We start from the raw sequence: 23,901 nt of genomic DNA, 5'->3' as shown, positions 1-23,901 counted from the left end.
TGGATCTAAGCTGGAACGACTACACGGTGCATATCCCAGTTTGCTGTCCAAAGAGCCTTTATCTATTTAATATAAAATTCACTTCTTCTCATAAAGATACATTATACTAAAATATTGTAGCTGGGCAAATAGGGAGTGCTGATTTTTCTGTTGTAAATTTATACAAACGAAGTGAATATCCCACCGTGGTGCGGATTTATGCGTTTTGCAGCACGTGCTTAATTTTCTCTATTGCCCAATCCAAATCTTTTTTCGAAATGATTAATGGCGGTGCAAAACGAATAACTGTATCATGCGTTTCCTTGCATAAAAGCCCTTCTTTCTTCAAGCGCTCACAATACGGGCGCGCGGCTTCCGTCAATTCCACACCGATAAACAGCCCTCTGCCGCGGACTTCTTTAATGACAGGGTTATCAATGCTCTCAAGTTCTCTTTTAAAGTATTCGCCAAGCTCAAGAGAACGTTCCGCCAGCTTTTCATCCTCCATCACTTCCAACGAAGCGATAGACACCGCACATGCAAGCGGGTTTCCGCCAAATGTCGAGCCGTGTGAGCCCGGGTTAAACACACCTAAGATCTCGCGGTCCGCCGCAATGCATGAGATCGGGAACACACCGCCGCCAAGCGCTTTACCCAAGATATACATATCGGGAACAATGCCGTCCCAGTCACACGCAAACGTCTTGCCTGTACGTCCAAGACCCGTCTGAATCTCATCGGCAATAAACAGGACATTCTCTTTCTTACAAATCGCCGCCGCTTCCTGTAAAAATCCTTCAGGCGGAATGACAATCCCCGCTTCGCCTTGAATCGGTTCAAATAAAAATGCCGCTGTATTCGGCGTAATGGCCTGACGAAGCGCTTCCGCATCGCCGTAAGGGATTAACTTGATTCCCGGAAGCATCGGGCCGAATCCTCTTTTATATTCCTCTTCAGAAGACAGAGATACCGCCAGCATCGTCCGGCCGTGGAAGTTCCCGACACATGCGATAATTTCAGCTTGATTGTCTGCCACGCCTTTTACTTCATAAGCCCAGCGTCTCGCCGCTTTCACCGCAGATTCAACCGCTTCAGCTCCTGTATTCATCGGCAAAATCATCTCTTTGCCCGTCAGCTTAGCTGTTTTTTCGTAAAACGGTCCCAGCTGATCGTTGTGAAACGCGCGTGACGTGAGGGTAATTTTATCAGCCTGATCCTTCAATGCCTGAATGATTTTCGGATGTCTGTGACCTTGGTTTACCGCAGAATAAGCACTCAGCATATCCATATATTCATTGCCTTCCGGGTCCTTTACCCAAGCACCCAGCGCTTCAGAAATGACAATCGGGAGCGGATGGTAATTGTTGGCTCCATAATGAGACGTCTGATCAATAATTTCTTTGGATTTAGATAAAGCTGGCATATTTGAATTCCCCCTTGTTTTCTGTTTCAACATGTTATCCTGCTTTCCCTTTTTATAAATGCAAGTTCTGTGCCAAATCAAGATTTCGTGTGTTTTCTACAAATTTCGTGGACAAGGTGCAAAAACATTCAGATATTTCGAGCAAAAATTTCAGCAAGTGCAAAATTCTTTTGCATATCCTCTCCATTCTTTTATAAAATAGAAGCAATATTAAGAAAATAATTGAGGGAGGTTCATACAGTGGTCAAGGACAGCGAATTCCTCACATTGGTTTTTCAAAGCATTTTGGATGAGATTGATGTTGGCCTGCACGTGGTAGACGAGCATGGAAACACAATCGTTTATAACAACAAAATGATGCAGATTGAAGATATGGAGAAGCATGACGTCCTCAATAAAAACCTGATGGATGTGTTTATGTTTTCTAAACAGCAGGACAGCACTCTGGTACAGGCCCTTCAGGAAGGCACAACGATTAAAAATGTGAAGCAGAGCTACTTCAATAATAAAGGCCAGGAAATCACGACGATCAATCATACATATCCCATCGTCCAAGACGGCAAAATCAGGGGCGCAGTCGAAATTGCCAAAGATGTGACAAAGCTTGAACGGCTGATCAGGGAGAATATGAATAAAAAAGGCAGCACAACTTATACATTTGACAGCATTCTCGGCACCAGCCCTGCCATTCAAGATGTCATCGAAAACGCGAAGCGGGCAACCCGCACGTCATCATCGGTCCTTCTCGCAGGCGAAACCGGCACGGGAAAAGAGCTGTTCGCGCAAAGTATTCACAACGGCAGCGACCGCTCAGGCGGCCCGTTTATTTCGCAAAACTGCGCGGCGCTGCCAGACAGCCTTGTAGAAAGCATTTTGTTTGGAACGAAAAAAGGCGCGTTTACAGGCGCTGTCGACCAGCCCGGACTGTTTGAACAAGCACATGGCGGCACGCTGCTGTTAGATGAAATCAACTCGCTGAATCTGAGTCTTCAGGCGAAGCTGCTACGCGCTCTTCAGGAACGGAAAATCAGGCGCATCGGTTCGACAAAGGATACGGCGATTGACGTGCGTATAATTGCCACAATGAACGAAGACCCGATTGACGCGATTGCGGGCGAACGAATGCGGAAGGACTTGTATTACAGGCTGAGCGTCGTGACACTGATCATCCCGCCGCTTCGGGAACGGAAAGAAGACATTTTGCTTCTCGCGTCAGAATTCATCCAAAAAAACAACCACCTGTTTCAAATGAATGTCGAACACATCAGCGAAGACGTGAAGCAATTTTTTCTATCTTATGACTGGCCGGGAAATATTCGTGAGCTTGAGCATATGATCGAAGGCGCAATGAATTTCATGACGGATGAGCAAACGATTACGGCTTCCCATCTACCCTATCAATACCGCATGAAAATCAAGCCAGCCAACATCTCAGAACCGGAAACAGCAAGACACCAGCCGGCCGCGGACTTAAAAGAAAAAATGGAGAGCTTCGAAAAATATGTGATTGAGAATGTGTTAAGAAAGCACGGCCATAACATCTCACAAGCTGCTCAGGAGCTTGGCATCAGCAGACAAAGCCTTCAATACCGGCTGAAGAAATTTTCCCACCCGCCTGCCGAGTAACAGCCCTATTCCGGCGCAGGAAGCCTGACGTGTATGTCGTTAAACGGCAAAGCTCACACCCAACTGCAACAGCGGAAAAGCCTTCAAACATCATGTTGACAGCAAACCGCAATCACAAAAAACATCGCGCTGAACACATGCAAAAGGCACAATAAAACTTCTGTATCGAGGGAAGAAAATGAAATCTATGTATACATCATAAAATTCATCACCAGCAACCATACGGAACAAACCATTAAGTCAATGCTGGTCAGGCACTGCCTATTGTTTCACGTGTAACCCCATCTAGTATTTTTCTTCATATTCGATAGATCCTTTTTCAACTGAACGAGCGTGACCCTCGTTCAGTTTTTTTTTTGCATAAAAAAACAGTCTGGCACGGTGCCAGACTGTTTCTGTTAACTTCCTAATTGGTCTGCGGAGGAGAGCTGAATGTCAACGGCTTTTTCTTTTCCGCCACGGTAAAACTTCACTCTCACCCGGTCACCGACTTTTTTCTGATAAAGCCGTTTCCGCAGATCAACAATGTCATTTACTTTGTGACCGTCAAATTCTGTGATGACATCCAGTTCCTTAAGCCCTGCTTTTCCGGCAGGTGAGAAGGCATCTACCCCCATCACAACCGCTCCATTGGTGACATCCTTAGGAAGCTTCAATGTTTCGTCCCAATGATAGCTGGCGATGTCGCTTAGCGATTTCATCTCAATGCCAAGGAACGGACGTTTAACCTCGCCGTATTTCTCCAAATCCTCTATCACCGGGATCACAAGCTTAGAAGGAATCGACAGGCCAATTCCTTCAACCGCCGACTCGGCAATTTTCATTGAATTGATGCCAATGACTTTTCCGTCCATATTTAACAAAGCGCCGCCGCTGTTCCCAGGGTTAATGGCCGCATCTGTTTGCAGGACTTCTGCATTCCAGTCAGGCTGTCCATCACCATTCGAATCCACTGGGATGGCTCTCTCCGTACCCGAGATGACGCCCTGTGTGACAGAGCCTGCAAATTCAAGGCCTAACGGGTTCCCGATCGCAATAACCGGCTCCCCTGATTTCACTTTATCTGAATTACCAAAATCAGCGACTGCTTTAATTTTATCGCTTTTCACTCGTAAAACAGCAAGATCCATCAGCTGGTCGCTGCCGATAAGTTCAGCCGATACACGCGAGCCGTCTTTCAGGCTGATTTCAATTTGGGAAGCGCCCTCGATGACATGATGGTTGGTCACGACATAAGCGGAGTTGTCATTTTTCTTATAGATGACGCCAGAGCCGCTCCCAGCCTCACCGCTCTCTCCCCAAATATCTGATTTTTGAATGTTCACAACACCGACAACGGCGGGCGACACATTGCTGACAATCTTGGTGACTGCGTTGTTGACACTGACATTGACCGTCCTGATTGATTCCCGGTTATTGTTGTTCTGCTGCTCTTCTAAGACGCCCGTATCTATCCCTTCATTTGAAAGGTACGGCATGATAAACGCCATTAATACGGCACCGACAATCACGCCAATCAGACTAGAAAGGAAATATCCTTTTTTGCTTCTCTTTGGCTGTTCAGGAGCAGTATGTTCTTCCTCACGATCGTAATCCACCATATTCCATCCTTTCCAAGAACGTTAATATGGTTATATTGTGGGTTAGAAACTCCTATAATAGTCATGATTTACATAGAAAAATTATACAGCACAGAGCGGTGTGGCCTTCTTCGGATCGGTGTCAAACAAATCAAATGTTTCCCCCGTCACAAACCCTTTAGAAGCCAATGTCTGCTGTACAGACATTCTCGCCAAATCCTTCATGTTGTTGTCCTGGCTCAAATGCGCCAAATAAATACGAGACGTCTCGTCGCCAATGACATCGGTCATCGCTAAGGCAGCATCTTCATTTGAAACGTGCCCGACGTCACTTAAAATCCGCCGCTTAATGCTCCATGGATATCTTCCCATTTGCAGCATGCCGACATCGTGATTGCTTTCAAACACAAACATATTCGCTGAGCGGATGATCCCTTTCATCCGGTCGCTGACGTACCCCGTATCTGTCATTAAAGCAAGCTTTCGGCCGTTATAATGGAACACATAAAACATGGGCTCCGCCGCATCGTGTGAGACGCCAAACGATTCCACATCAAGTCCGCCGAACGACTTCACCGTCTCCATCGGAAACACAAATTTTTGATCGGTATCAATTTTGCCAATTTGGTTCTCCATCGCTTTCCATGTCTTCTCATTCGCATAGATCGGAAGCTTGTACTTTCTGGCGACCACGCCAAGGCCCTTAATATGGTCACTATGCTCATGCGTCACAAAAATGCCGTCTACATCATCCAGCTTACGCCCGATTTGCGCCATCAATCCATCCATGGCTTTCCCGCTCAAACCGGCGTCTACCAAAAATGCGTGATCCTCGGTTTCAAGGTAAAACGCATTTCCCGTACTCCCGCTCGCAAGTACGCTAAATTGCAAGCTCATGTGTCTCACTCCATTATTTTCATTGATCTGTATCTAAAATCGTACTCTCCAAAGCATTCACTGTAAAATACTCTTGTACTGTCTTTTTCTCACCGTTCACTTTTTTATCGTACTCGACTGTAATTCTCCATACCGGCGCCAGCACCTGTGTACTTGTCAGCGGATATTGCGCGACGTAGCCAAATTTGACACTTTTTATCGTACTGTTCTCTTTTAATTGATTTTGATAGTACAATAACTCAACCGCATCCATTTCAGTGATTAGGCTTTCCTTCTGAATTTGCTTAAAGGTCTCAAGCGTCGTCTGGTCGTATGACACAACCTCGTTTTTATCGTTTAAACGCAAAATCACTTGCCCGATCATATTAGAAGAAGTGTCGGTCTGCTGATAAATATAATGGCCCTCATATGTTTGGAAGAAAATAATTTCTTTTTGCGATTTATCAACCTTCCAAAGCTCATATTTTTCACCGTCTTGGATTTTCGAAGAAACAAGCGCCTGAGCATCGTCCTCAATCTTCTTCTTTGACAGGGCGATCGGATTCGTAAATTTCATTTTCAGGGTCGTTACTTTACGATCATCACTAGGCATGTCCATCAACGGCTTTTGATCCTTGAGCGCCTCAATTTCGTCCTTGGTGAAGGCCTTTTGATTCGCTGTGATTCTATAGCCTTCTGTTGCTTCCTTATTCAGCCCTTCATACGTAATATGATCGGCCTTCATGTCATGCTCGACATCATTTTTAATGACTTCATAATCTTTGCTGGTAGACTGCCATTTTTGAAAAAACTGATAGCCTAAAAAAATATCTAAAATGAGGAAGGCAACGATGAAGATTGATTTTGTCTTATTCCACTCCACTGTTTGCCCCCTCCTTCGTTAATAGGTCCTTCGTGATCGGCACAATTTTCCCGTTTATTTTCATCCCCCAAACCGGTTCCAGTTCAACAAGAGGGTCATTATTGGATGATGTTGATACCAATTGATACGAAAGGAAGATCTGATCAATTTTATCCGTATTATATGCGGTTTGTTTAGAAAGCAGCATCTTTACTTCGCTCCCGCTCATCAGCTCAGTCTCTGTCGTTTTAATCGGATTCGTTCCGAGACTGTAATTCGGCCGCTTATAGCTGAGAATTTCATCGTTGGCCCATTGCACCGTAATCGCGGATGTCGCTCCGAATGGTTTGGCGGTACTGTTAATGACCGGCATCTGGTCCATAAAGATATAGAAGCTTAACTGCTGGCTGTCATTGATATTGAAAAATTGATAGTGATCTGTCCAGCTGCCCGTATCCTCAAGGTATTTTTGGCTTTTTTTAATTAATTCACCTGTTTGATAGGAAGTGCTCTGCACCAAATTGCGCTGTTGGAATTGTACCTGGCGCTGGCTTAGATTCACATCTAAACGGCTGATTCCATCTGTCAGCACATTTCTGTTGTTGTAATTCGAATCTTCCCTTACAATACTTGGATCGCTGAACAAGGCCTGCTTAAAGGTGTTTGTTTTAATCGATTCTGTGACAAATTCTTTTTTGTCCATCGTAAGCGTTTTGTTCGGCAGCAGAAACTCTTTCTTTGAACCGATTGAGAACAGACTGAATGCCGGCATGTTTGATTGACTGTTTTTCAAGTCATTCATCATGTTCCGGTAGTTAGCCGATTCAACGGTCACTTCCAGAATCAGCTGCTTACTGAAAGATACCAAATAGATTTTCTTGTTCGCTTTTGTTTCATTAATCGGAATCAAAATGTGATCAAATGAACTGTACTCAAATGACTGGTTAGACCATTTAAACAGCGTTTGGTAGATATCAATAGGAATCGTGTCGTTGAATTGCAAGTCAAGCTTCGCATCATAACCGCTTATCCCGTAAAACCAGCTCTTAAATGAAGTCTTATCATACTGATCAGAAATATCTTTGATCCCTTTTACATCCCAATGCGGCAAGTCAGACCAGACTTCGTTATAAAGTGAATCATCATTCACTTTATAATGAGCACCGCCATCATGGATAAACATGTCTCTCGGCCTTACCGTTTCAGACAGCTTTTGGGTGTTTTTTTCAATTTTATGCTTCTCACGCACAGGAGACGCTGTTGATGATGAGCCTCCGGAAAAGTTTGGCTGGAACGTCCATATCCCCCACGTAAACACAAGGCTGATGACGACGAGTATCGTAAGTAATATCGTTTTTATATTTTCACGCTTCATCCCAATCATCCTCTTGTTCCTCTTTATATGGAAGAGTAAATGTAATCGTCGTGCCTTTTCCTTCTATGCTGTCCGCCCAAATATCTCCGCCATGCGCCTGAACCATTTCTCTGGCAATCGCCAGTCCCAGACCGGTGCCGCCGAGCTTTCTCGTTCTTGCTTTATCCACCCTGTAGAAGCGGTCAAAGACTTTTTCGACATCTTTTTTCGGAATACCGATCCCTTCATCCTTGACGCTGATATAGAGAAGCTCTTCCTCTTCGTTTACGTCAATTGAGAACGTCACATGTCCGCCTTCCGGTGAGTATTTTAAAGCGTTGGAAATAATATTATCAAGCACCTGTGTAATTTTATCCTGGTCAATCTCAACGTACAGATTTCTGTCCGGCAGATTACGAATAAATTCCACATGCTGTTCTTTTGTCATTTCAAAACGGTCAATAATCAGAGACATAAACCGGACAATTTGAATCCATTCCCGGTTAAATTGATAATCCTTGCTGTCGAATTTCGAAAGCTGAAGCAAATCATTGACAAGCCGGATCATGCGCTCTGTTTCATTTTGCGTCACCATTAAGAAACGCGGGGCAATGTCTTTATTTTCCCATGCACCTTCAGCTAACGCTTCTAAATAACTGCGCATTGTCGTAAGCGGCGTCCGCAGCTCGTGTGATACATTCGCCACGAATTCTCTGCGTTCCTGATCCATTTTCTCTTGCTCGGTTACATCGTAAATAACAGCAATTAAGCCATCAATTTTGCCATGTTCCCTTTGAATCACAGAAAAATTCACGCGAAGCACTGTTAATTGATCATCTCGCTCAATTTCAAGCAGCAAAGAATCCTGCTGCTCCACTAAATCTTCAAACGTATAATTCTCTTGAATCCCAAGCAAACTCGTAATCGGCATTTCTAAAGCTGTTTCACGTGAAACGTTCAACAGCTCCAGGGCCGGGCTGTTTAAGAGAATAATCGCTCCGTTACGGTTTGTGGCGATCACGCCGTCTGTCATATAAGCAATAACAGAAGCTAGCTTTCTACGTTCTCCTTCTGTCATCGCCTGGGCATCTTCAAGCTCTTTCGTTAAGTGATTAAACGTGGTGGCCAGCTGCCCGATTTCATCATGCCCATACTTTTTAACCTTCCTCGAGAAATTCCCTTTCGCGAGCTCCATGGCCTGCTTTCTCATATCTGAAAGCGGGTGGGTGATGGTTCGTGCCAGAAAAATACCGAGAAGGGCCGTCAAAACGAGCGCCAAACCAGTGCCGGACGCCAGTATGGTGTTGATAGTCTTCATTTGATTAAAGACTTCTTCCATACTCGCGACAACATAGATCGCGCCGACAACCTCTTGGTTTTCAGTCATGACAGGCTTTGCGGAAATGAGAACTCTGATTTTGCTTTTCGGGTCATAGTACTTTCTTAAATACGATTGTTTAGTAGAAAAAATCCTTTTAAATATCAGATCGGTCGTTTGTTTCCCTGCCACTTCCTCACCATACGGCTTTGAAGAACCGACCACTTCATAGCTTTTATCTACAAAACTAATTTCCCGGACCTCATCACTTTTCGTGAAATCATTCAATATACGGCTGACATCATCCTTAATGACGGTGCTGTCGTTATCGCTTTTATATTCTTGTTCGATATAGTAAGAAAGGTTGTCGATTCGCTGATTCAGCGATTGTTCATAAGAGCTCATCAGCGATTTCTCGACCTGATTGACAAAATACACCCCAATGATTTGCATGGCAATGATGATCAAAAGCACATATATCAAGGTAATCTTAAATTGGATCGACCGAAAAAAACCAACCTTATTCATAAGGGCATTAGTCCTGTTCTGGATTTCTCAAGTAATAACCTACGCCGCGGCGTGTGACAATCCAATTTGGATGGCTTGGGTTATCCTCAATTTTTTCACGAAGCCGGCGGACTGTTACGTCAACCGTTCTGACGTCACCAAAGTAATCATAGCCCCAAACGGTTTGAAGCAAATGTTCACGGGTCATCACTTGTCCGATATGTTTTGCTAAATAATGAAGCAATTCGAACTCACGATGAGTCAATTCGATTGTTTCATCTCGTTTTGATACGACGTACGCGTCAGGGAAGATGACGAGAGAGCCGATATGAATTTCGTTAGAGGACGACTCTTCCTCCGCAGGCGCTGTTGTCAGCTGGCGGCGCAAGTTCGCTTTCACACGAGCCAGAAGCTCACGTGTGCTGAATGGTTTTGTGACATAGTCATCAGCACCGATTTCAAGCCCGATGACCTTGTCAATTTCTGAATCCTTAGCTGTCAGCATAATAATCGGCATATCGTATTTCTTTCTGACTTCACGGCACACTTCAACGCCGTCTTTATTAGGAAGCATAATATCTAAAAGAATTAAATCAGGCTGAAGCTCTTCTACCATTTCAACCGCTTCATTTCCGTCGTGGGCACAGTGCACTTCATAGCCTTCTTTTCTTAAGTTAAATTCCAATATATCTGCAATCGGTTTTTCATCATCTACTACAAGGATCTTCTTATCCATCATTTTGATTTCCTCCTGCCGAATAACTTCTTTTCATCTAAATAACATTCGTTTCATCAAATGGCCCGTGTAAACATTGGGTCCTTGTCTATTATAACGGTTAAAGGTCAAAAGATAAAAAAAATAAAGGTTTAGAAAAAAACACATGTTTCACCTTTATCCGCCAATTGTTTCTCTTTTGTCATCCTGGTCAACTTTTTTTAAAAAAGATAACTTAACTGAAACCTCCCGACATCGGAGTGCGTCTTTATAGATGACGTCTTCTTCTTTGAGCCGGCCGCAGAGCCGGTTCTCCCTTTTTCTTCTATTATAACACTTCTCATGTTCGCCTTTTCCTAAAAGAAAAAACGCACCTACAATTGCAGATGCGTTTGGTAAGTGGCTCGGGACGGAATCGAACCGCCGACACACGGATTTTCAGTCCGTTGCTCTACCAACTGAGCTACCGAGCCAAATGTTTATTTTTCTCTACTAAGTAAAGTAAAATGGCGGTCCGGACGGGACTCGAACCCGCGACCTCCTGCGTGACAGGCAGGCATTCTAACCAACTGAACTACCGGACCTTACAGTAATTGCCTGGAGAGCTGTCGTGTCAGCCCTCGCAGACAAATAAGGAATTTAGCAATAACGCTAAAGTAAATCAATGACCCGTACGGGATTCGAACCCGTGTTACCGCCGTGAAAGGGCGGTGTCTTAACCGCTTGACCAACGGGCCTTCACGAAATGGTGAGCCATGAAGGACTCGAACCTTCGACCCTCTGATTAAAAGTCAGATGCTCTACCAACTGAGCTAATGGCTCTTAAGATGTCGGAGTTTCCATAGAGCAAACAACTTTGACCAAGTTCTTATCTAGTACTCTATTGAAGCAGTTTCCGTAACAACGAGATTTATAATATCACGAACAAATAGAAGTAGCAATAACTTTTTTGGTTTTTTTTCATATTTTTTTCTCAGACCAACTTAGATGCGGCTTTCAAACAAAAAACAAGCCCCTGAATTCAGGGGCCTGAAGCATAATCTATTTAGTTCGCACGGTACACGCTGCGAAGGACATTTGTCTGTGAACGGTCTGGGCCGACAGAGAAAATAGAAAGCGGAATGCCTGTCAGCTGAGACACACGCTCAAGATAGTGGCGCGCGTTTTCCGGAAGCTCGCTCAAGCTTTTCGCACCTGTGATATCCTCAGTCCATCCCGGCATTTCTTCATATACCGGCTCACATTCAGCAAGTGCTTTAAGGCTTGCCGGGAATTCTTCAATGATTTCGCCTTTGTAGCGGTACGCCACACAGATTTTCAGCGTTTCAATTCCTGTTAAAACGTCGATTGAGTTCAGAGAAAGATCTGTAATTCCGCTCACACGGCGGGCGTGGCGGACAACGACGCTGTCAAACCAGCCGACACGGCGCGGACGGCCTGTTGTTGTTCCATACTCCCGCCCGACTTCACGGATTTGATCGCCGATTTCATCTTTCAGCTCAGTCGGGAAAGGACCGTCGCCGACACGAGTCGTATATGCTTTTGATACACCGACAACGTGCTGAATTTTGGTCGGGCCGACGCCAGATCCGATCGTGACACCGCCGGCAACCGGGTTAGATGACGTAACAAACGGGTATGTTCCTTGGTCGATATCGAGCATTACCCCTTGCGCGCCTTCAAATAACACGCGGCGCCCATCATCAAGAGCATCATTTAAAACAACAGATGTATCGCAGACATATTTTTTAATCTGCTGGCCGTACTCATAATATTCGTCTAAGATATCCTCAATTTTAAACCCTTCTGTCTCGTACATTTTCTCGAGCAGGCGGTTTTTTTCTTCAAGATTGCGTTCAAGCTTCTCCGCAAACGCGTCACGGTCTAACAGATCCGCGATGCGAATTCCGATGCGGGCTGCTTTATCCATATAAGCAGGGCCGATTCCTTTTTTCGTTGTGCCGATCTTGTTAGCCCCTTTTCGCTCTTCTTCCACTTCATCCAATTTCAAATGATACGGCAGAATGACGTGAGCTCTGTTGCTGATTCTCAGGTTGTCTGTACTGACGTTGCGCTCATGAAGATACGCAAGCTCTGTGACTAATGCTTTCGGATCTACAACCATTCCGTTTCCGATCACACACGTTTTATCCTTATAGAAAATTCCAGACGGGATTAAGTGAAGCTTGTATGTGACTCCGTCAAACTTGATTGTGTGCCCTGCGTTATTTCCGCCTTGATAACGGGCGATCACTTCTGCATTTTCTGAGAGGAAATCTGTAATTTTACCTTTTCCTTCATCGCCCCATTGCGTACCTACTACAACTACTGAAGACATGTCCGTGCACCTCCGTTAACCTTTAAAACGATTCTATTCAAACAAATCAAGTTTATCAGTGAAGAAACAGAAAGTCAATCTTAAATCCGAACATTAAATTAATATAAAACTATATTCGTTCGCTTCCTTTCTTTTTAGAAGCGTTTTCTAACGGCTTCATCATAAAAAGCTTGTGAAACTTTTGTCCTTTAGCATGAAAAAGTATCATTTGCCTGAAATCCCTTTGGTATTCATAAAAACGACTCGCCAGCCGTCCGGATCCTCTATCGTCACGCCTCCATGACTCCAGTACGGGTTCTCTGATTCGACCTCTTGATAGCCCATGTGTTTTAGCCTTGAAGTGATCGATGCCAGTTCATCCGTATTCGGCACATAAAAAACGAGGAGGCTGTCGGGATGCGGAACGGGAGCAGTGCTTTCCCCATCCTCATACTGGGTGAATTCCAAATGATAATCGGCATGAGGAAGGCCGAACATGACACCTCCATACCCGTTATGCTGTGAAAATTCGCCGATTCGTTTCAAATCCAGTCCCTCTTCGTAAAAACGAATGATCTCATCAAGCTGGCCTGTAGGCCGCGCAATCCGGATTTGCGCTGCGTGAAAAGATGAAAAACAGTATCCCATGTTACCATCTCCTTTACGCCCTATTTTATTAAACCGCTTTCAAATTCACATCCGCTGTGCGTCCGGTTTTTCTTCCATCTTTCGAATGAAAAAACCCCAAGATCAGCTCTTGGGGTTTATGCGCCGGGCGGAACACCTGCGTCATCAAAACGCCGTTCCAGGTTGACGAATTTATTGTATTCTTTTACGAACGCAAGAGACACGGTTCCTACCGGGCCGTTACGCTGTTTGGCAATAATGATTTCGATAATATTTTTATTCTCAGATTCTTTGTCATAGTAGTCGTCACGATAAAGGAACGCGACAATATCCGCGTCCTGCTCGATACTTCCAGATTCCCGGATATCAGACATCATCGGACGTTTATCCTGACGCTGCTCAACGCCCCGGGAAAGCTGAGAAAGTGCGATAACAGGGACTTGCAGCTCCCTGGCGATCGACTTCAGTTCACGGGAAATTTCTGATACTTCCTGCTGACGGTTATCCTTTGAACGTCCGCTTCCCTGAATCAATTGCAGATAGTCGATCAAAATCATGCCTAGTCCGCTTTCCTGCTTCAAGCGGCGGCATTTGGCGCGGATTTCACTCACGCGGATACCCGGTGTATCGTCAATGTAAATCCCGCTGTTCGACAGGCTTCCCATCGCCATTGTCAGTTTGCCCCAATCCTCTTCCGTCAGGTTGCCGGTACGAAGATTTTGGGCATTGATGTTTCCTTCGGCACAAAGCATACGCATAACGAGCTGCTCTGCACCCATCTCAAGACTGAAAATCGCTACGCTCTCGTCGGTTTTGGTCGCCACGTTTTGTGCGATGTTCAGGGCAAAAGCCGTTTTCCCCACTGACGGACGGGCGGCGACAATGATCAAATCGTTGCGCTGGAACCCGGCAGTCATCCGGTCAAGCTCCGTAAATCCTGTCGGAATTCCGGTTATATCGCCTTTACGATTGTGAAGCTGTTCGATATTGTCATAGGTCTGGACAAGGACGTCCTTAATGTTTTGGAAGGCACTCGTGTTTTTGCGCTGCGCCACTTCCATAATCGTTTTTTCCGCTTCACTGAGTAAATCCTCAACCTCATCCTCACGGGTATATCCGTCTTGAGCGATGGTTGTCGCCGTTCTGATTAATCGGCGAAGAATCGATTTTTCCTCAACGATTTTCGCATAATATTCTATGTTAGCCGCTGTCGGCACTGAGTTTGCGATATCTGTCAGATACGAAATGCCACCCACTTCTTCCAGCAGTTCTGTGTTCGCAAGCTCTGACGTAACCGTCACTAGATCAACCGGTTCACCTCGGTCACCGAGCACCAGCATTGCATTATAGATTTTTTGGTGGGACATTCTATAGAAATCATCTGGAATCAATACTTCTGAAGCCAGTGTTAAAGCAGACGGCTGTAAAAAAATAGCGCCTAACACGGCTTGTTCGGCTTCTATATTTTGCGGAGGAAGCCGATCATTTAGAAGGTCTGTCATGCTAAGCACCGTCCTCTCATTAAAAAATCTCCAAACTCCATTCTACCATTTCTACAGAAAAAAAATAGAAAAATTGTCTGTTTCCTGTTTTTTTCAGGTAGCCGATTGGATCGTTTCGGACAGTAACAGGTCGGGAAAGACGAAATAAAACGTGAGGGAGGAATGAAAGATGATGAAAGAATATGCCGTTACACCCAATGTCGATGCGGATGGCTGGTTTATTAAGGTGGAGAATGTGGCGCCGACAGCTTTGTATACATCTAAAGACGCCGCAATTGAAAAAGCCAAACAGGTGGCAAAAGAAAACAGTCCGGCAAAGCTTGTGATTTATGACAAGTTTAAAAATGTAGAAGAGGAATACTCATATTAATGAATGAAACCCTTCGCTGCAGCGGGGGTTTTTTTACGGATATCTCTTATTTCATCCATTGGAACCCTGTGTGCATCATCAAATCCGCCGCTTTTTGATACAGATCCCACTCCTCGAACGAAGCACATTTTCTCATCAGCTTCTGAAGCTTTAGCCTCACTGCTAAATATTCTTCAACGGTAACAGCTTTCTCAGTGTCTTTTTGATGTTCTTTCAGCATTTGTTTTAATATTGGCAACTGCGCATGCATAAAGGAACCCTCCTTACCTCTTTTATAACGGGCATTTTCGAATTGCTCCACTCCTTTGTGACATCTTCTTACGTTTCCCATCTGATTCTTGTACAATGGACAGAAGAGAGGAGGGATCTTTTGTGAGACCTTTGCAAATTTCTGCTGAAACTGCCCAAAAGCTTGCAGAGTCCTTGAATCTGCCGCTTGAACAGATCATGCATATGCCTCAGCATATCCTGCTCGCCAAAATGGCCGAATTGCAGAAAGAAGAACAATCGTAGCATTCATTCGCATACTTGCTTACATCTTACGGAATTATATTTAGTATATGTTAGAAAGAAGGAGTAACTGCTTTGCCAAAACATAAAAATATCCAATCTTTTTGGCTGATCATCGGCATTATATTTATCGCCTTTAACTTGAGACCTGCGATCACTTCAGTTGGTCCGGTTATCAGCTCGATTCGGGCAGATCTACATATGTCGAATGGGACAGCCGGATTTTTAACAGCGCTGCCGCTGCTTTCGTTTGCGGTTCTTTCTCCGCTTGCGCCTAAGTTTGGACAGCGGCTTGGAAATGAACGGACCTTATGGCTCGGCCTTTTGATGTTATTGATCGGGATTTTGCTTCGTTCTGCCGGCTTGACCTGGACCTTGTTTGCCGGAACGGCATTAATCGGCATCGGCATTGCCATCGGAAACGTTCTGCTCCCAAGCTTAATTAAGCATAAATACCCTGAAAAATCAGGAATCATGATCAGCTTATATACCACCTCAATGTGTATATTCGCCGCTTTAGCGTCAGGTGTCAGTGTACCTCTGGCAGCACAAATGGAGGGCGGATGGAAACAGGCCTTTCTCTTATGGGGCGGTTTGGCTTTCCTTGCATTGCTCATCTGGATTCCTCAGCTGCGCCACCGGGATACGGCAAACAAGGCGGTAAAGCTACAAACCAGCTCCATTTGGGCTTCCAAAATGGCATGGCATGTCACCATTTTTATGGGACTGCAATCCTTTTTATTTTACAGCAGCATCGCATGGTTTCCCGAAATTCTCCGTTCACACGGGATTGATACGTCAACAGCCGGATGGATGGTGTCACTCATGCAATTTGCGAGTCTGCCTTCCACGTTTCTGACACCTGTTTTCGCAGATCGCTTGAAACACCAGCGCGGCATTGTTGCGGGGCTGACTGCCGTTTATCTCATCGGGCTATGCGGATTGCTGGCGGGCGGTAGCCATATCCTGCTTGCCGTCTGGATGATCATCATCGGTATCGGACAAGGCTCCAGCATTAGTCTGGCGCTCACTTTGATTGGTCTCCGCAGTGAAAATGCCCAGCAGGCCGCAGCGCTGTCAGGCATGTCTCAGTCGTTCGGCTACCTGCTTGCAGCCGTCGGGCCAATCTTTGTCGGCTATCTCTTTGACCAGACGCATTCATGGACAATGCCGCTTGTCCTTCTCATTGCCGCCCTTATCGCAATGGGAGCAGCCGGGCTGGGAGCCGGTCGGGATCAATACATTCTTCAGCCAGAGAAACAAAGAAATTCAGCCTAAAAAGCGGGGAAGATCTCTCCGCTTTTTCCCATGAAATTCTTTGAACATTTATGGTTTATTCATAAGTTTTTCATATTTGTTTTTTACAATTAGACACCATAAAGAGGTGAAAAACGATGAAAAACAAACGATTCGACTTTATCCTTATTCTCATTTTGCTTGCAGCGGCTTTTCTGAATACGTATAACATTTGGCAGGATGACACGGTGAACCAATACTATTTGGCGGCTGTGAAAAGCATGACGCTAAACTTCCACAATTTCTTCTATGCGTCATTTGACCCTTCCGGATTTGTAACAGTGGATAAGCCGCCTGTTGTTTTATGGATTCAAACGATTTTCGCACTGATTTTCGGCGTTCACACGTGGAGTGTAATCATGCCTCAGGCTCTCGCCGGAGTTGGATCTGTATACCTTATCTACAGAATGATCAAACCGGCCTTTGGAATTGGAGCGGCCCGCATTGCCGCACTTGTCATGGCACTGACGCCTATCGCAGCAGCCGTCAGCCGAACAAACAACATTGACAGCATGCTTGTCTTTACCTTATTGCTCGGTTCAGCTTGCCTGCTCCGGGCAGTAAAGCAAGGCAAACTGCTTTGGCTGTTGACGGCATTTGCCCTGATTGGACTCGCCTTTAATATGAAAATGATGCAAGCGTTTATGGTATTACCTGCATTTGTGTTATTCTACCTGATTGCATCTCGGGTTTCTCTGAAGAAAAAAATCGGCTCTCTGATTCTGTCTCTCATCCTTCTGACAAGCCTTTCGCTCTCATGGGCAGTTGTGGTCGATTCAGCCTCATCCTCCAGCCGCCCGTATGTCGGAAGCAGCCAGACCAACTCAGTGTTAGAACTGGCCTTCGGTTACAACGGCACAGAGCGTCTGTTAGGACAAACCACTGGTCTTGCAAAGGGTGATACAAATGCCGCCGGCGGTAACACGCAGAATCATAACACCATGCAACCGCCAAACGGCAACGGATCATCTTCCTCTCAGGACGGAACCAGCAAGCCTGACGGAAGTACCTCCAATCAAAACGGCAATCAATCATTCGGAAACAATTCACAGGCACCTCAGCCGCCCAGCGGACAGACCGGCGCTTCCAATGGAGGCGCCGGCACACCTCCAACAGGCGGTAATGGACCTGGAAACGGCGGGCCCGGCGGTGGTGACGGAAAAAGTATGAATATGTTCGGCACCGGCGATGCAGGACCGCTTCGTCTCTTCCAATCGGCGCTTTCCGGCCAAATCAGCTGGATGCTTCCATTTGCATTGATCGGATTGCTGGGCGGAATCGTTAGCTGGTACCGTGATCGCCGCGGACAAGCAGCTGAAATGAAAGAAACGATCTTCTGGACGGCTTGGCTCGTTCCTGTGGCTGGTTTCTTCAGCGTCGCAGGATTCTTCCACCAGTATTATTTGATCATGCTGGCACCGCCGATTGCCGCACTTTCCGGTATTGGCTGGTATACGATGTACCGTTTATACAAAAACAATAAAGACTGGGCCAGCTGGCTGCTGCCCGCAGCCGTTCTGATCACAGCCGCGTTTCAGGTTTATATTCTGAGCGGTTATACAAGCCAAATCGGCAGTGTATGGATGTATGTACTGGGGCTATTAGGACTTGGCGTCACTCTTGCGCTTCTGATGCTTAAACGCAGCCATCCGTTCAGCAAGCAGCTGACCATCATCAGCCTATGCGTTCTGCTGCTCACACCGGTCTACTGGTCAGCAACACCCCTTCTATACGGAGGCAACAGCGTCCTCCCGGAATCGGGTCCGCAGCTCAAAAGTTCAGCAAACGGCGGGAGCATGTTCTCCTCAGAGGTCGACACCGCACTCCTGTCCTATCTGAGAAAGCATAATACCGGTGAAGAGTATTTATTCGCTACTTTGACAACCGTAACAGCTGCGCCATATATCATTAATGAAAATGAATCTGTTATGGCAATGGGCGGATTTAACGGCACAGATCCTATTCTGACTGTTTCCGAACTGAAAAAACTGGTCAAAGAAGGCAAAGTGAAATACTTCCTTCTGCCAGGAAATAACTCAGGCAACAGCGATCTTGTTTCCTGGATTAAGAAAAACGGAAAAGAAATATCATCTGACGAGTACAGCAGTTCCTCCAGCAACACAAACAGCAGTCAGCAAGGCATGAGAGGAGGACCTGGCGGTGAAAGCCAGCAAACTCTTTATCTTGTAGAATAAAAAAAGAGGCTTGGATTGCTCCAAGCCTTCTTTTCTATTTCTATTAAGCTTCTTCTTTCACATGTACCTTCAACACAGCCTGCACCTCAGGATGAAGCTTCACAGGCACGTTTGTATATCCCAACGCACGAATGCCGTCCGGCAAGTCAAGCTTCCGCTTATCTACTTTAATCTTATGATCTTTTTGGAGCTGTGCAGTAATTTGTTTACTTGTTACAGAACCGAATAAACGGCCGCCTTCACCTGATTTCGCGCTGAGCTCAACAGTCAGTTTTTCTAAAGTCTCTTTTAAGTTCTTTGCCTGCTCAAGCTCGGCGATGGCTTCTTTTTTCTCTTTCTGCTTTTGTCCGTTTAGCACGCTGATATTTGACGCGTTCGCTTCCACTGCGAGGCCTTTTTTAATCAGAAAGTTTTGCGCATATCCGTCTGCTACGTTTTTGACTTCGCCTTTTTTTCCTTTTCCTTTTACATCTTGTAAGAAAATAACCTTCATCTCTGTACGCCTCCCTCAAAATACTCATCTATGGCGTGCTTCAGCCGTTCCAGCGCTTCCGTTACTGAAATGCCGGACAACTGAGTCGCCGCATTTGTTAAATGTCCTCCGCCTTCCAGCGCCTCCATGATGATCTGAACATTGACCTCGCCAAGTGACCGCGCACTGATACAAACGGTTTGTTCATCCCGTCTCGCCACCGCAAATGAAGCCTCAACCTCACTCATAGAGAGCAGCGAGTCAGCCGCCTGCGCCACCAGCACTTGATCGAAGTATTCCTCCTCATTTTCAGGAAGAGAAGCAATCGCAATGTTCTCTTTATAAAGGACCGTATGCTGGATCAGCTTCGCCCGTTTAATATAGGAATCAACGGTTTCTTTCAGGAACTTCTGCACAAGCACCGTATCGGCGCCTTTTGCCCTTAAATAAGAAGCAGCATCAAAAGTCCGCGATCCTGTGCGGAGAGAAAAGCTCTTTGTATCCACTATTATACCAGCTAATAGGGCTGTTGCTTCAATCATATTGATTTTTAAGCGCTTCGGCTGATATTCAAGCAGCTCTGTCACCAATTCAGCTGTCGAAGAAGCGTACGGCTCCATATAAACGAGCAGCGGATCTCTGATAAACTCCTCACCCCTGCGGTGATGGTCGATGACCACGACATGTTCAATTTTATTGACCAGCCGTTCCTCCATGACCAGTGACGGCTTATGTGTATCAACGATCACAAGCAACGTGTCATCATTGGAAATCTCCATCGCTTCTTCAGGGGTAATAAACCTTGACCACAGCTCTTCGTATTTTTTGATTTCTTCAATCAAACGCTGGACACTTGATCCGATTTGGTTTGGATCAATGACGATAAAACCATCTTTGTTATTTGCCTGAGCCACCTTTAAAATTCCGATCGCTGCGCCGATAGAATCCATGTCAGGGAATTTATGCCCCATGATAATCACATTGCTGCTTTCAGAGACGATTTCCTTTAAGGCATGGGAAATGACACGGGCCCGCACCCTTGTTCGTTTCTCCATCGGGTTTGTTTTACCTCCGTAAAACTTCACCTTGCCGTTCGGCAGCTTAATGGCTACTTGGTCTCCGCCGCGTCCCAGCGCTAAATCCAAGCTGGATTGCGCCAAATCGCCAAGTTCTTTCAGCGAGGAGACTGAAGCCCCGACACCAACACTTAACGTCAGCGCAACGCCGTCGAATGAGGTTTTTTCCCGTACCTCATCAAGAATTGAAAACTTCGAATTTTCGAGTTCAGTTAAGATGTGTTCATTAAGTACAGCAATAAAGCGTTCTGAAGACGTCCTTTTCAGGAAGATCCCGTACTCCTGCGCCCAAGCGTTCAGCAAAGATGTCACCTGGCTGTTCATTGTGCTTCTCGTCTGGTCATCCAACCCTTGTGTCACATCATCATAGTTATCAAGGAAAATATACGCCAGCACGGTTCTTTCGTTTTCATAAAGCTTTTCAATCTGGATTTGTTCCGTTACATCAAAGAAATACAACAGGCGCTCATCCCGTTTGATGACAACCTTAAACTTACGGTCATTCAATGTAACCGTTTCCGATTCCACCTCTTGTTTGATGAGCGGCACAACCGATTCACAGGTATCGTAAAGTGATCTCCCCACTAATGTGCTTTCATTAAAGCAAGAAGAAAGAAACGGATTTGCCCATTCTATATAATATTGATCATTAAAAAGCATGATGCCGATCGGCATTTCCATCAATGCCTCTTCACCGACTTTTTTCAACCTGTAGGATAACGTAGAAATATAATCATCAATCTCTTGTCGAATAAGAGAATCAGCGCGTTTAATAAAAAACAAAATAACTGCAAGCAGCAGCACTTCGACGGTTCCTAATATCCAGTTAAAATAAAAGCTGATGAGGATTGCCATGATTGACAGAGCAATCATGGCATAGATGGGATACCGAAACAGCGGTTTTTCATAAAAGCTTGGCATTTCTATCACTCCCCACCATGTGAGTAAAACTCATGTTCATTTCACCTTATTCCTTATATTAAAGCCTATATCTATAACGCCTAAAATGCGAATCGCTGCCGTAAAAATCGGATGCACGAGCCCAAGAACCACTGCAATCACAGCCACAGCCTTGGGATATTGTTTTTTATGGCAATAGAAAAAGATAAATGATAAACCTTGGATGAAAATCAGAAACCCGAGTATAAACTCCCCATTTAAAGCGATAGAGTACAGCATTTGGCCCTTTTCTAAAGGCAAAAATGAAAGCAACACAATCATTAAATACAGCACTACAACACTTTGCGGAAACTTCAACTCTCTAAAAGGCTTTAGATTAGGAATATCGGGGGAGAATCGCCTTAAGAGCGGCTTAGCGATAAGGTAACTGAGGAAAGAAAAAACAGCTCCTACCATCACAATAGCTGTTGGAAAAAGATATTGAACGATACCCAATTGTTCTTCCATCAGTTTCAATTGCTTCTCAAGCTGTTCAGCATTGCCCGACTGCTTCACTACCGTTCCTACCATATCAAGGGACTGTCGGTATTGTGTCATTGCTTCATCAATGATATTGATACCCAAAAATTGAATGCTTATCACAAAATAGAAGACAATACAGAGCATATAAATAAGAGCGCCCGAAATGACAGCGTTCCCGGGTTCTTTCTTTTTGAAAAAATGCCCCATGGCAATGCCGGCGCAAGCTGACATAAAAGCTAAAATAAGGCCGTTAAAGGACCCGACAATAAAAACAACCGGAAGACTGACAGCGCCCATCCATATTCCCAATTTGAATCCATGTCTAATCGTATACAGAATCATGGGCAGCGGCAGTGCAAAAAACAAAATTGTTCCGATCACAGGTACATATACGACCAAAAGCGTGATGATCGCAAACAGACTGATTAAAACAGCGCCTTCCATTAAAGCTCTCGTTTGTTTCACTTAGTCACCTCGTATCATCCTTAAAACACGAATAGAAAAGAGCAGCATAAACGACTGCTCTTTTTTCATCGTTGCAACATGCTTTGCATCGAATGTTTTAATATCTTCTCTACATTTTACTTTTATATTTTAACATAAGTCCAAATCGCAAGTAAAATGACGCTGATGTTTCATGTGAAACATTGCAAATGAAAAGACATTCTTTGAAAAGAATGCCATCACGATTAATGTTTATCATCCATAAAGCCAGAAGATTCCTTGTTTTTCTTTTTCGTTTTTCTGACATACATAAAGATTATGATCACCAGTAAAAGGGTTGTTGCCTGCAGAACGCCGCTGCTAAACAAGAAAAAGTTCTTTATCATGTCCCACATGTGTTTCACCTCTTTTTGCATTTCTCAACCCGTATCGTATATAAGATGAATTTCCCGTTTTAAAAACTTCAAAACATCATGAACAATATTGAGCGTTAGGCATATGCTGATATGGAATCTGATTGATAAAGGAGAATTGTTACATGGATGAACGCAGAACATTGGCTTGGCATGAGACATTAGAGTTGCATGAGCTGGTCGCTTTTCAGGCAATCGGACTCATTAAACTGAAGAAAATGATAAAAGAAGTAAAAGACCCTCAGCTTAAACAGCTTTATGCCGTATCCATACAAGCCATTGAGCAAAATTTAAGAGAGCTTCTCCAGTTCTTCCCTCAGGCACCGATGCCTCGTGAAGACGAAGAGGAACGTGCGGATAACCCATTCTACAGCGGCGACTTGCTTGTTCTTGCCAAAACATCTGTCCGCAACTACGCCATTGCCATCACTGAAACAGCGACACCTCAATTAAGAAACGTGCTTGTTAAACAGCTGAATGCAGCCATTAAATGGCATGCGCAAATATTCCAATACATGTATCAGCGTGGATACTATCCAGCTTATAACCTTTCCGAACTTTTGAAAAATGATGTCAGAAACGCCAACAAAGCCCTTTCAATGAAATAAAACAAGCAGCAAAGGAGTTCCCTTTGCTGCTATTTCTGCTGATCCTTCAGCAAGCCGTTCGAACGATAAGATTCCAGCACATCTCTGTTGGATTCTCCCCATTCCTTCATTTGCAAAACAATCGGTTCAAGCGTTCGCCCAAATTCCGTCAGAGAATATTCAACCTTGGGCGGCACCTGATGGTAAACCTCACGATGCACGATACCATCCGCTTCCAGCTCCCGCAGCTGGAGGGTGAGCATTCTTTGGGTGATACTCGGGCAGATTCGGCGAAACTCATTAAACCGTTTCTTGCCATCTATCATGTGATAAAAAAGAATTCCTTTCCACTTTCCGCCAATGACATCTAGCGTAAATTCAACTGGACAGCCTTCTTTGTTCGGGTATTTATTCTTTTTTTCACTCATAC

The 23,901-nt window shown here is 44.9% G+C and carries 22 protein-coding genes and 4 tRNA genes; 6 read left to right on the top strand and 20 right to left on the bottom strand.

Features of this window, described 5'->3' with window-relative positions; all coding sequences use genetic code 11:
* Positions 1–196: 196 nt before the first annotated feature.
* On the bottom strand, positions 197–1,402 hold the full coding sequence (gene rocD, locus V6D41_RS16180; protein ID WP_148963193.1) for an ornithine aminotransferase: 1,206 nt from the start codon (positions 1,400–1,402) through the stop codon (positions 197–199).
* Between the two features lie 240 nt (positions 1,403–1,642).
* Between rocD and rocR the strand changes: the two genes are divergently transcribed.
* Positions 1,643–3,028: an arginine utilization regulatory protein RocR gene (gene rocR, locus V6D41_RS16175; protein WP_333518889.1), complete on the top strand. Its 1,386-nt coding sequence runs from the start codon at positions 1,643–1,645 to the stop codon at positions 3,026–3,028.
* A gap of 398 nt (positions 3,029–3,426) precedes the next feature.
* Here the strand turns inward: rocR and htrC are convergent, their stop codons facing one another.
* From htrC to dnaB, 13 genes are all read right to left on the bottom strand, one after another.
* The gene (gene htrC / locus V6D41_RS16165) at positions 3,427–4,629 is read right to left on the bottom strand and encodes a serine protease HtrC (protein WP_333518888.1); all 1,203 of its coding nucleotides are present in this window, start codon (positions 4,627–4,629) and stop codon (positions 3,427–3,429) included.
* A gap of 81 nt (positions 4,630–4,710) precedes the next feature.
* On the bottom strand, positions 4,711–5,505 hold the full coding sequence (locus V6D41_RS16160) for an MBL fold metallo-hydrolase (RefSeq protein WP_087993681.1): 795 nt from the start codon (positions 5,503–5,505) through the stop codon (positions 4,711–4,713).
* 19 nt (positions 5,506–5,524) lie between these two features.
* The gene (locus V6D41_RS16155) at positions 5,525–6,367 is read right to left on the bottom strand and encodes a two-component system regulatory protein YycI (protein WP_087993680.1); all 843 of its coding nucleotides are present in this window, start codon (positions 6,365–6,367) and stop codon (positions 5,525–5,527) included.
* Positions 6,354–7,721 (bottom strand): two-component system activity regulator YycH, encoded by a 1,368-nt coding sequence (gene yycH / locus V6D41_RS16150; RefSeq protein ID WP_333518887.1) that lies wholly within the window; start codon positions 7,719–7,721, stop codon positions 6,354–6,356. Before yycH ends, V6D41_RS16155 begins: the two co-directional genes overlap by 14 nt.
* The gene (gene walK / locus V6D41_RS16145; protein ID WP_148963186.1) at positions 7,711–9,546 is read right to left on the bottom strand and encodes a cell wall metabolism sensor histidine kinase WalK; all 1,836 of its coding nucleotides are present in this window, start codon (positions 9,544–9,546) and stop codon (positions 7,711–7,713) included. The genes yycH and walK overlap by 11 nt, the downstream gene beginning before the upstream one ends.
* A gap of 7 nt (positions 9,547–9,553) precedes the next feature.
* Entirely contained in the window at positions 9,554–10,261 is a 708-nt protein-coding gene (gene walR, locus V6D41_RS16140; protein ID WP_032731843.1) for a cell wall metabolism DNA-binding response regulator WalR, read from the bottom strand.
* Between the two features lie 379 nt (positions 10,262–10,640).
* A tRNA-Phe gene (locus tag V6D41_RS16135) sits at positions 10,641–10,713 on the bottom strand.
* A gap of 34 nt (positions 10,714–10,747) precedes the next feature.
* Positions 10,748–10,824, bottom strand: a tRNA-Asp gene (locus tag V6D41_RS16130).
* 81 nt (positions 10,825–10,905) lie between these two features.
* Positions 10,906–10,977, bottom strand: a tRNA-Glu gene (locus V6D41_RS16125).
* 9 nt (positions 10,978–10,986) lie between these two features.
* Positions 10,987–11,062: transfer RNA gene (locus V6D41_RS16120), tRNA-Lys, on the bottom strand.
* 223 nt (positions 11,063–11,285) lie between these two features.
* Positions 11,286–12,578: an adenylosuccinate synthase gene (gene purA, locus V6D41_RS16115; RefSeq protein WP_148963185.1), complete on the bottom strand. Its 1,293-nt coding sequence runs from the start codon at positions 12,576–12,578 to the stop codon at positions 11,286–11,288.
* 204 nt (positions 12,579–12,782) lie between these two features.
* Entirely contained in the window at positions 12,783–13,205 is a 423-nt protein-coding gene (locus tag V6D41_RS16110) for a VOC family protein (RefSeq protein WP_148963184.1), read from the bottom strand.
* A 116-nt stretch (positions 13,206–13,321) separates the two neighbouring features.
* The gene (gene dnaB / locus V6D41_RS16105; protein WP_039074908.1) at positions 13,322–14,686 is read right to left on the bottom strand and encodes a replicative DNA helicase; all 1,365 of its coding nucleotides are present in this window, start codon (positions 14,684–14,686) and stop codon (positions 13,322–13,324) included.
* Between the two features lie 169 nt (positions 14,687–14,855).
* On the opposite strand from dnaB, the gene V6D41_RS16100 reads away from it, so the two are divergent.
* Positions 14,856–15,056: a DUF2188 domain-containing protein gene (locus V6D41_RS16100; RefSeq protein WP_148963182.1), complete on the top strand. Its 201-nt coding sequence runs from the start codon at positions 14,856–14,858 to the stop codon at positions 15,054–15,056.
* Between the two features lie 46 nt (positions 15,057–15,102).
* Here the strand turns inward: V6D41_RS16100 and V6D41_RS16095 are convergent, their stop codons facing one another.
* Positions 15,103–15,306 carry a hypothetical protein gene (locus tag V6D41_RS16095; RefSeq protein ID WP_333518886.1) on the bottom strand — a complete coding sequence of 68 codons (204 nt, stop codon included), beginning with the start codon at positions 15,304–15,306 and terminating at the stop codon, positions 15,103–15,105.
* Between the two features lie 122 nt (positions 15,307–15,428).
* Here V6D41_RS16095 and V6D41_RS16090 point away from each other — a divergent pair, with 122 nt between their 5' ends.
* From V6D41_RS16090 to V6D41_RS16080, 3 genes are all read left to right on the top strand, one after another.
* Positions 15,429–15,569 (top strand): YycC family protein, encoded by a 141-nt coding sequence (locus tag V6D41_RS16090; protein WP_333518885.1) that lies wholly within the window; start codon positions 15,429–15,431, stop codon positions 15,567–15,569.
* A gap of 72 nt (positions 15,570–15,641) precedes the next feature.
* On the top strand, positions 15,642–16,844 hold the full coding sequence (locus V6D41_RS16085; protein WP_333518884.1) for a CynX/NimT family MFS transporter: 1,203 nt from the start codon (positions 15,642–15,644) through the stop codon (positions 16,842–16,844).
* A 116-nt stretch (positions 16,845–16,960) separates the two neighbouring features.
* Positions 16,961–19,057: a glycosyltransferase family 39 protein gene (locus V6D41_RS16080; RefSeq protein WP_333518883.1), complete on the top strand. Its 2,097-nt coding sequence runs from the start codon at positions 16,961–16,963 to the stop codon at positions 19,055–19,057.
* Positions 19,058–19,100: 43 nt separating this feature from the next.
* Here V6D41_RS16080 and rplI read toward each other — a convergent pair whose 3' ends face one another.
* From rplI to V6D41_RS16060, 4 genes are all read right to left on the bottom strand, one after another.
* Complete coding sequence (gene rplI, locus V6D41_RS16075; RefSeq protein ID WP_087993671.1) at positions 19,101–19,550, bottom strand: 50S ribosomal protein L9; 450 nt, start codon at positions 19,548–19,550, stop codon at positions 19,101–19,103.
* Positions 19,547–21,526 (bottom strand): cyclic-di-AMP phosphodiesterase GdpP, encoded by a 1,980-nt coding sequence (gene gdpP / locus V6D41_RS16070; RefSeq protein ID WP_148963178.1) that lies wholly within the window; start codon positions 21,524–21,526, stop codon positions 19,547–19,549. The genes rplI and gdpP overlap by 4 nt, the downstream gene beginning before the upstream one ends.
* Before the next feature lie 36 nt (positions 21,527–21,562).
* Positions 21,563–22,492 carry a YybS family protein gene (locus tag V6D41_RS16065; RefSeq protein ID WP_333518882.1) on the bottom strand — a complete coding sequence of 310 codons (930 nt, stop codon included), beginning with the start codon at positions 22,490–22,492 and terminating at the stop codon, positions 21,563–21,565.
* Positions 22,493–22,716: 224 nt separating this feature from the next.
* Positions 22,717–22,866 (bottom strand): hypothetical protein, encoded by a 150-nt coding sequence (locus V6D41_RS16060; RefSeq protein ID WP_148963176.1) that lies wholly within the window; start codon positions 22,864–22,866, stop codon positions 22,717–22,719.
* A 143-nt stretch (positions 22,867–23,009) separates the two neighbouring features.
* Here V6D41_RS16060 and V6D41_RS16055 point away from each other — a divergent pair, with 143 nt between their 5' ends.
* Positions 23,010–23,492, top strand: coding sequence for a spore coat protein (locus V6D41_RS16055; RefSeq protein ID WP_202327761.1), 483 nt, complete (start codon positions 23,010–23,012; stop codon positions 23,490–23,492).
* Positions 23,493–23,521: 29 nt separating this feature from the next.
* Here V6D41_RS16055 and hypR read toward each other — a convergent pair whose 3' ends face one another.
* On the bottom strand, positions 23,522–23,899 hold the full coding sequence (gene hypR / locus V6D41_RS16050; RefSeq protein WP_202327760.1) for a transcriptional regulator HypR: 378 nt from the start codon (positions 23,897–23,899) through the stop codon (positions 23,522–23,524).
* Between the last annotated feature and the right edge of the window lie 2 nt (positions 23,900–23,901).

The sequence above is a fragment of the Bacillus sp. 0102A genome, assembly GCF_036765155.1.
Taxonomy (GTDB): Bacteria; Bacillota; Bacilli; order Bacillales; family Bacillaceae; genus Bacillus; species Bacillus subtilis_G.
This window is presented reverse-complemented; position numbering and strand designations above follow the sequence as displayed.

Excerpts from the sequence above, each read along its gene's own strand:
- rocD (WP_148963193.1), bottom strand. The coding sequence starts at position 1,402 with ATGCCAGCTTTATCTAAATCCAAAGAAATTATTGATCAGACGTCTCAT.
- htrC (WP_333518888.1), bottom strand. The coding sequence starts at position 4,629 with ATGGTGGATTACGATCGTGAGGAAGAACATACTGCTCCTGAACAGCCA.
- V6D41_RS16160 (WP_087993681.1), bottom strand. The coding sequence starts at position 5,505 with ATGAGCTTGCAATTTAGCGTACTTGCGAGCGGGAGTACGGGAAATGCG.
- yycH (WP_333518887.1), bottom strand. The coding sequence starts at position 7,721 with ATGAAGCGTGAAAATATAAAAACGATATTACTTACGATACTCGTCGTC.
- walK (WP_148963186.1), bottom strand. The coding sequence starts at position 9,546 with ATGAATAAGGTTGGTTTTTTTCGGTCGATCCAATTTAAGATTACCTTG.
- walR (WP_032731843.1), bottom strand. The coding sequence starts at position 10,261 with ATGGATAAGAAGATCCTTGTAGTAGATGATGAAAAACCGATTGCAGAT.
- purA (WP_148963185.1), bottom strand. The coding sequence starts at position 12,578 with ATGTCTTCAGTAGTTGTAGTAGGTACGCAATGGGGCGATGAAGGAAAA.
- V6D41_RS16110 (WP_148963184.1), bottom strand. The coding sequence starts at position 13,205 with ATGGGATACTGTTTTTCATCTTTTCACGCAGCGCAAATCCGGATTGCG.
- dnaB (WP_039074908.1), bottom strand. The coding sequence starts at position 14,686 with ATGACAGACCTTCTAAATGATCGGCTTCCTCCGCAAAATATAGAAGCC.
- V6D41_RS16100 (WP_148963182.1), top strand. The coding sequence starts at position 14,856 with ATGATGAAAGAATATGCCGTTACACCCAATGTCGATGCGGATGGCTGG.
- V6D41_RS16095 (WP_333518886.1), bottom strand. The coding sequence starts at position 15,306 with ATGCATGCGCAGTTGCCAATATTAAAACAAATGCTGAAAGAACATCAA.
- V6D41_RS16080 (WP_333518883.1), top strand. The coding sequence starts at position 16,961 with ATGAAAAACAAACGATTCGACTTTATCCTTATTCTCATTTTGCTTGCA.
- rplI (WP_087993671.1), bottom strand. The coding sequence starts at position 19,550 with ATGAAGGTTATTTTCTTACAAGATGTAAAAGGAAAAGGAAAAAAAGGC.
- gdpP (WP_148963178.1), bottom strand. The coding sequence starts at position 21,526 with ATGCCAAGCTTTTATGAAAAACCGCTGTTTCGGTATCCCATCTATGCC.
- V6D41_RS16060 (WP_148963176.1), bottom strand. The coding sequence starts at position 22,866 with ATGTGGGACATGATAAAGAACTTTTTCTTGTTTAGCAGCGGCGTTCTG.
- V6D41_RS16055 (WP_202327761.1), top strand. The coding sequence starts at position 23,010 with ATGGATGAACGCAGAACATTGGCTTGGCATGAGACATTAGAGTTGCAT.
- hypR (WP_202327760.1), bottom strand. The coding sequence starts at position 23,899 with ATGAGTGAAAAAAAGAATAAATACCCGAACAAAGAAGGCTGTCCAGTT.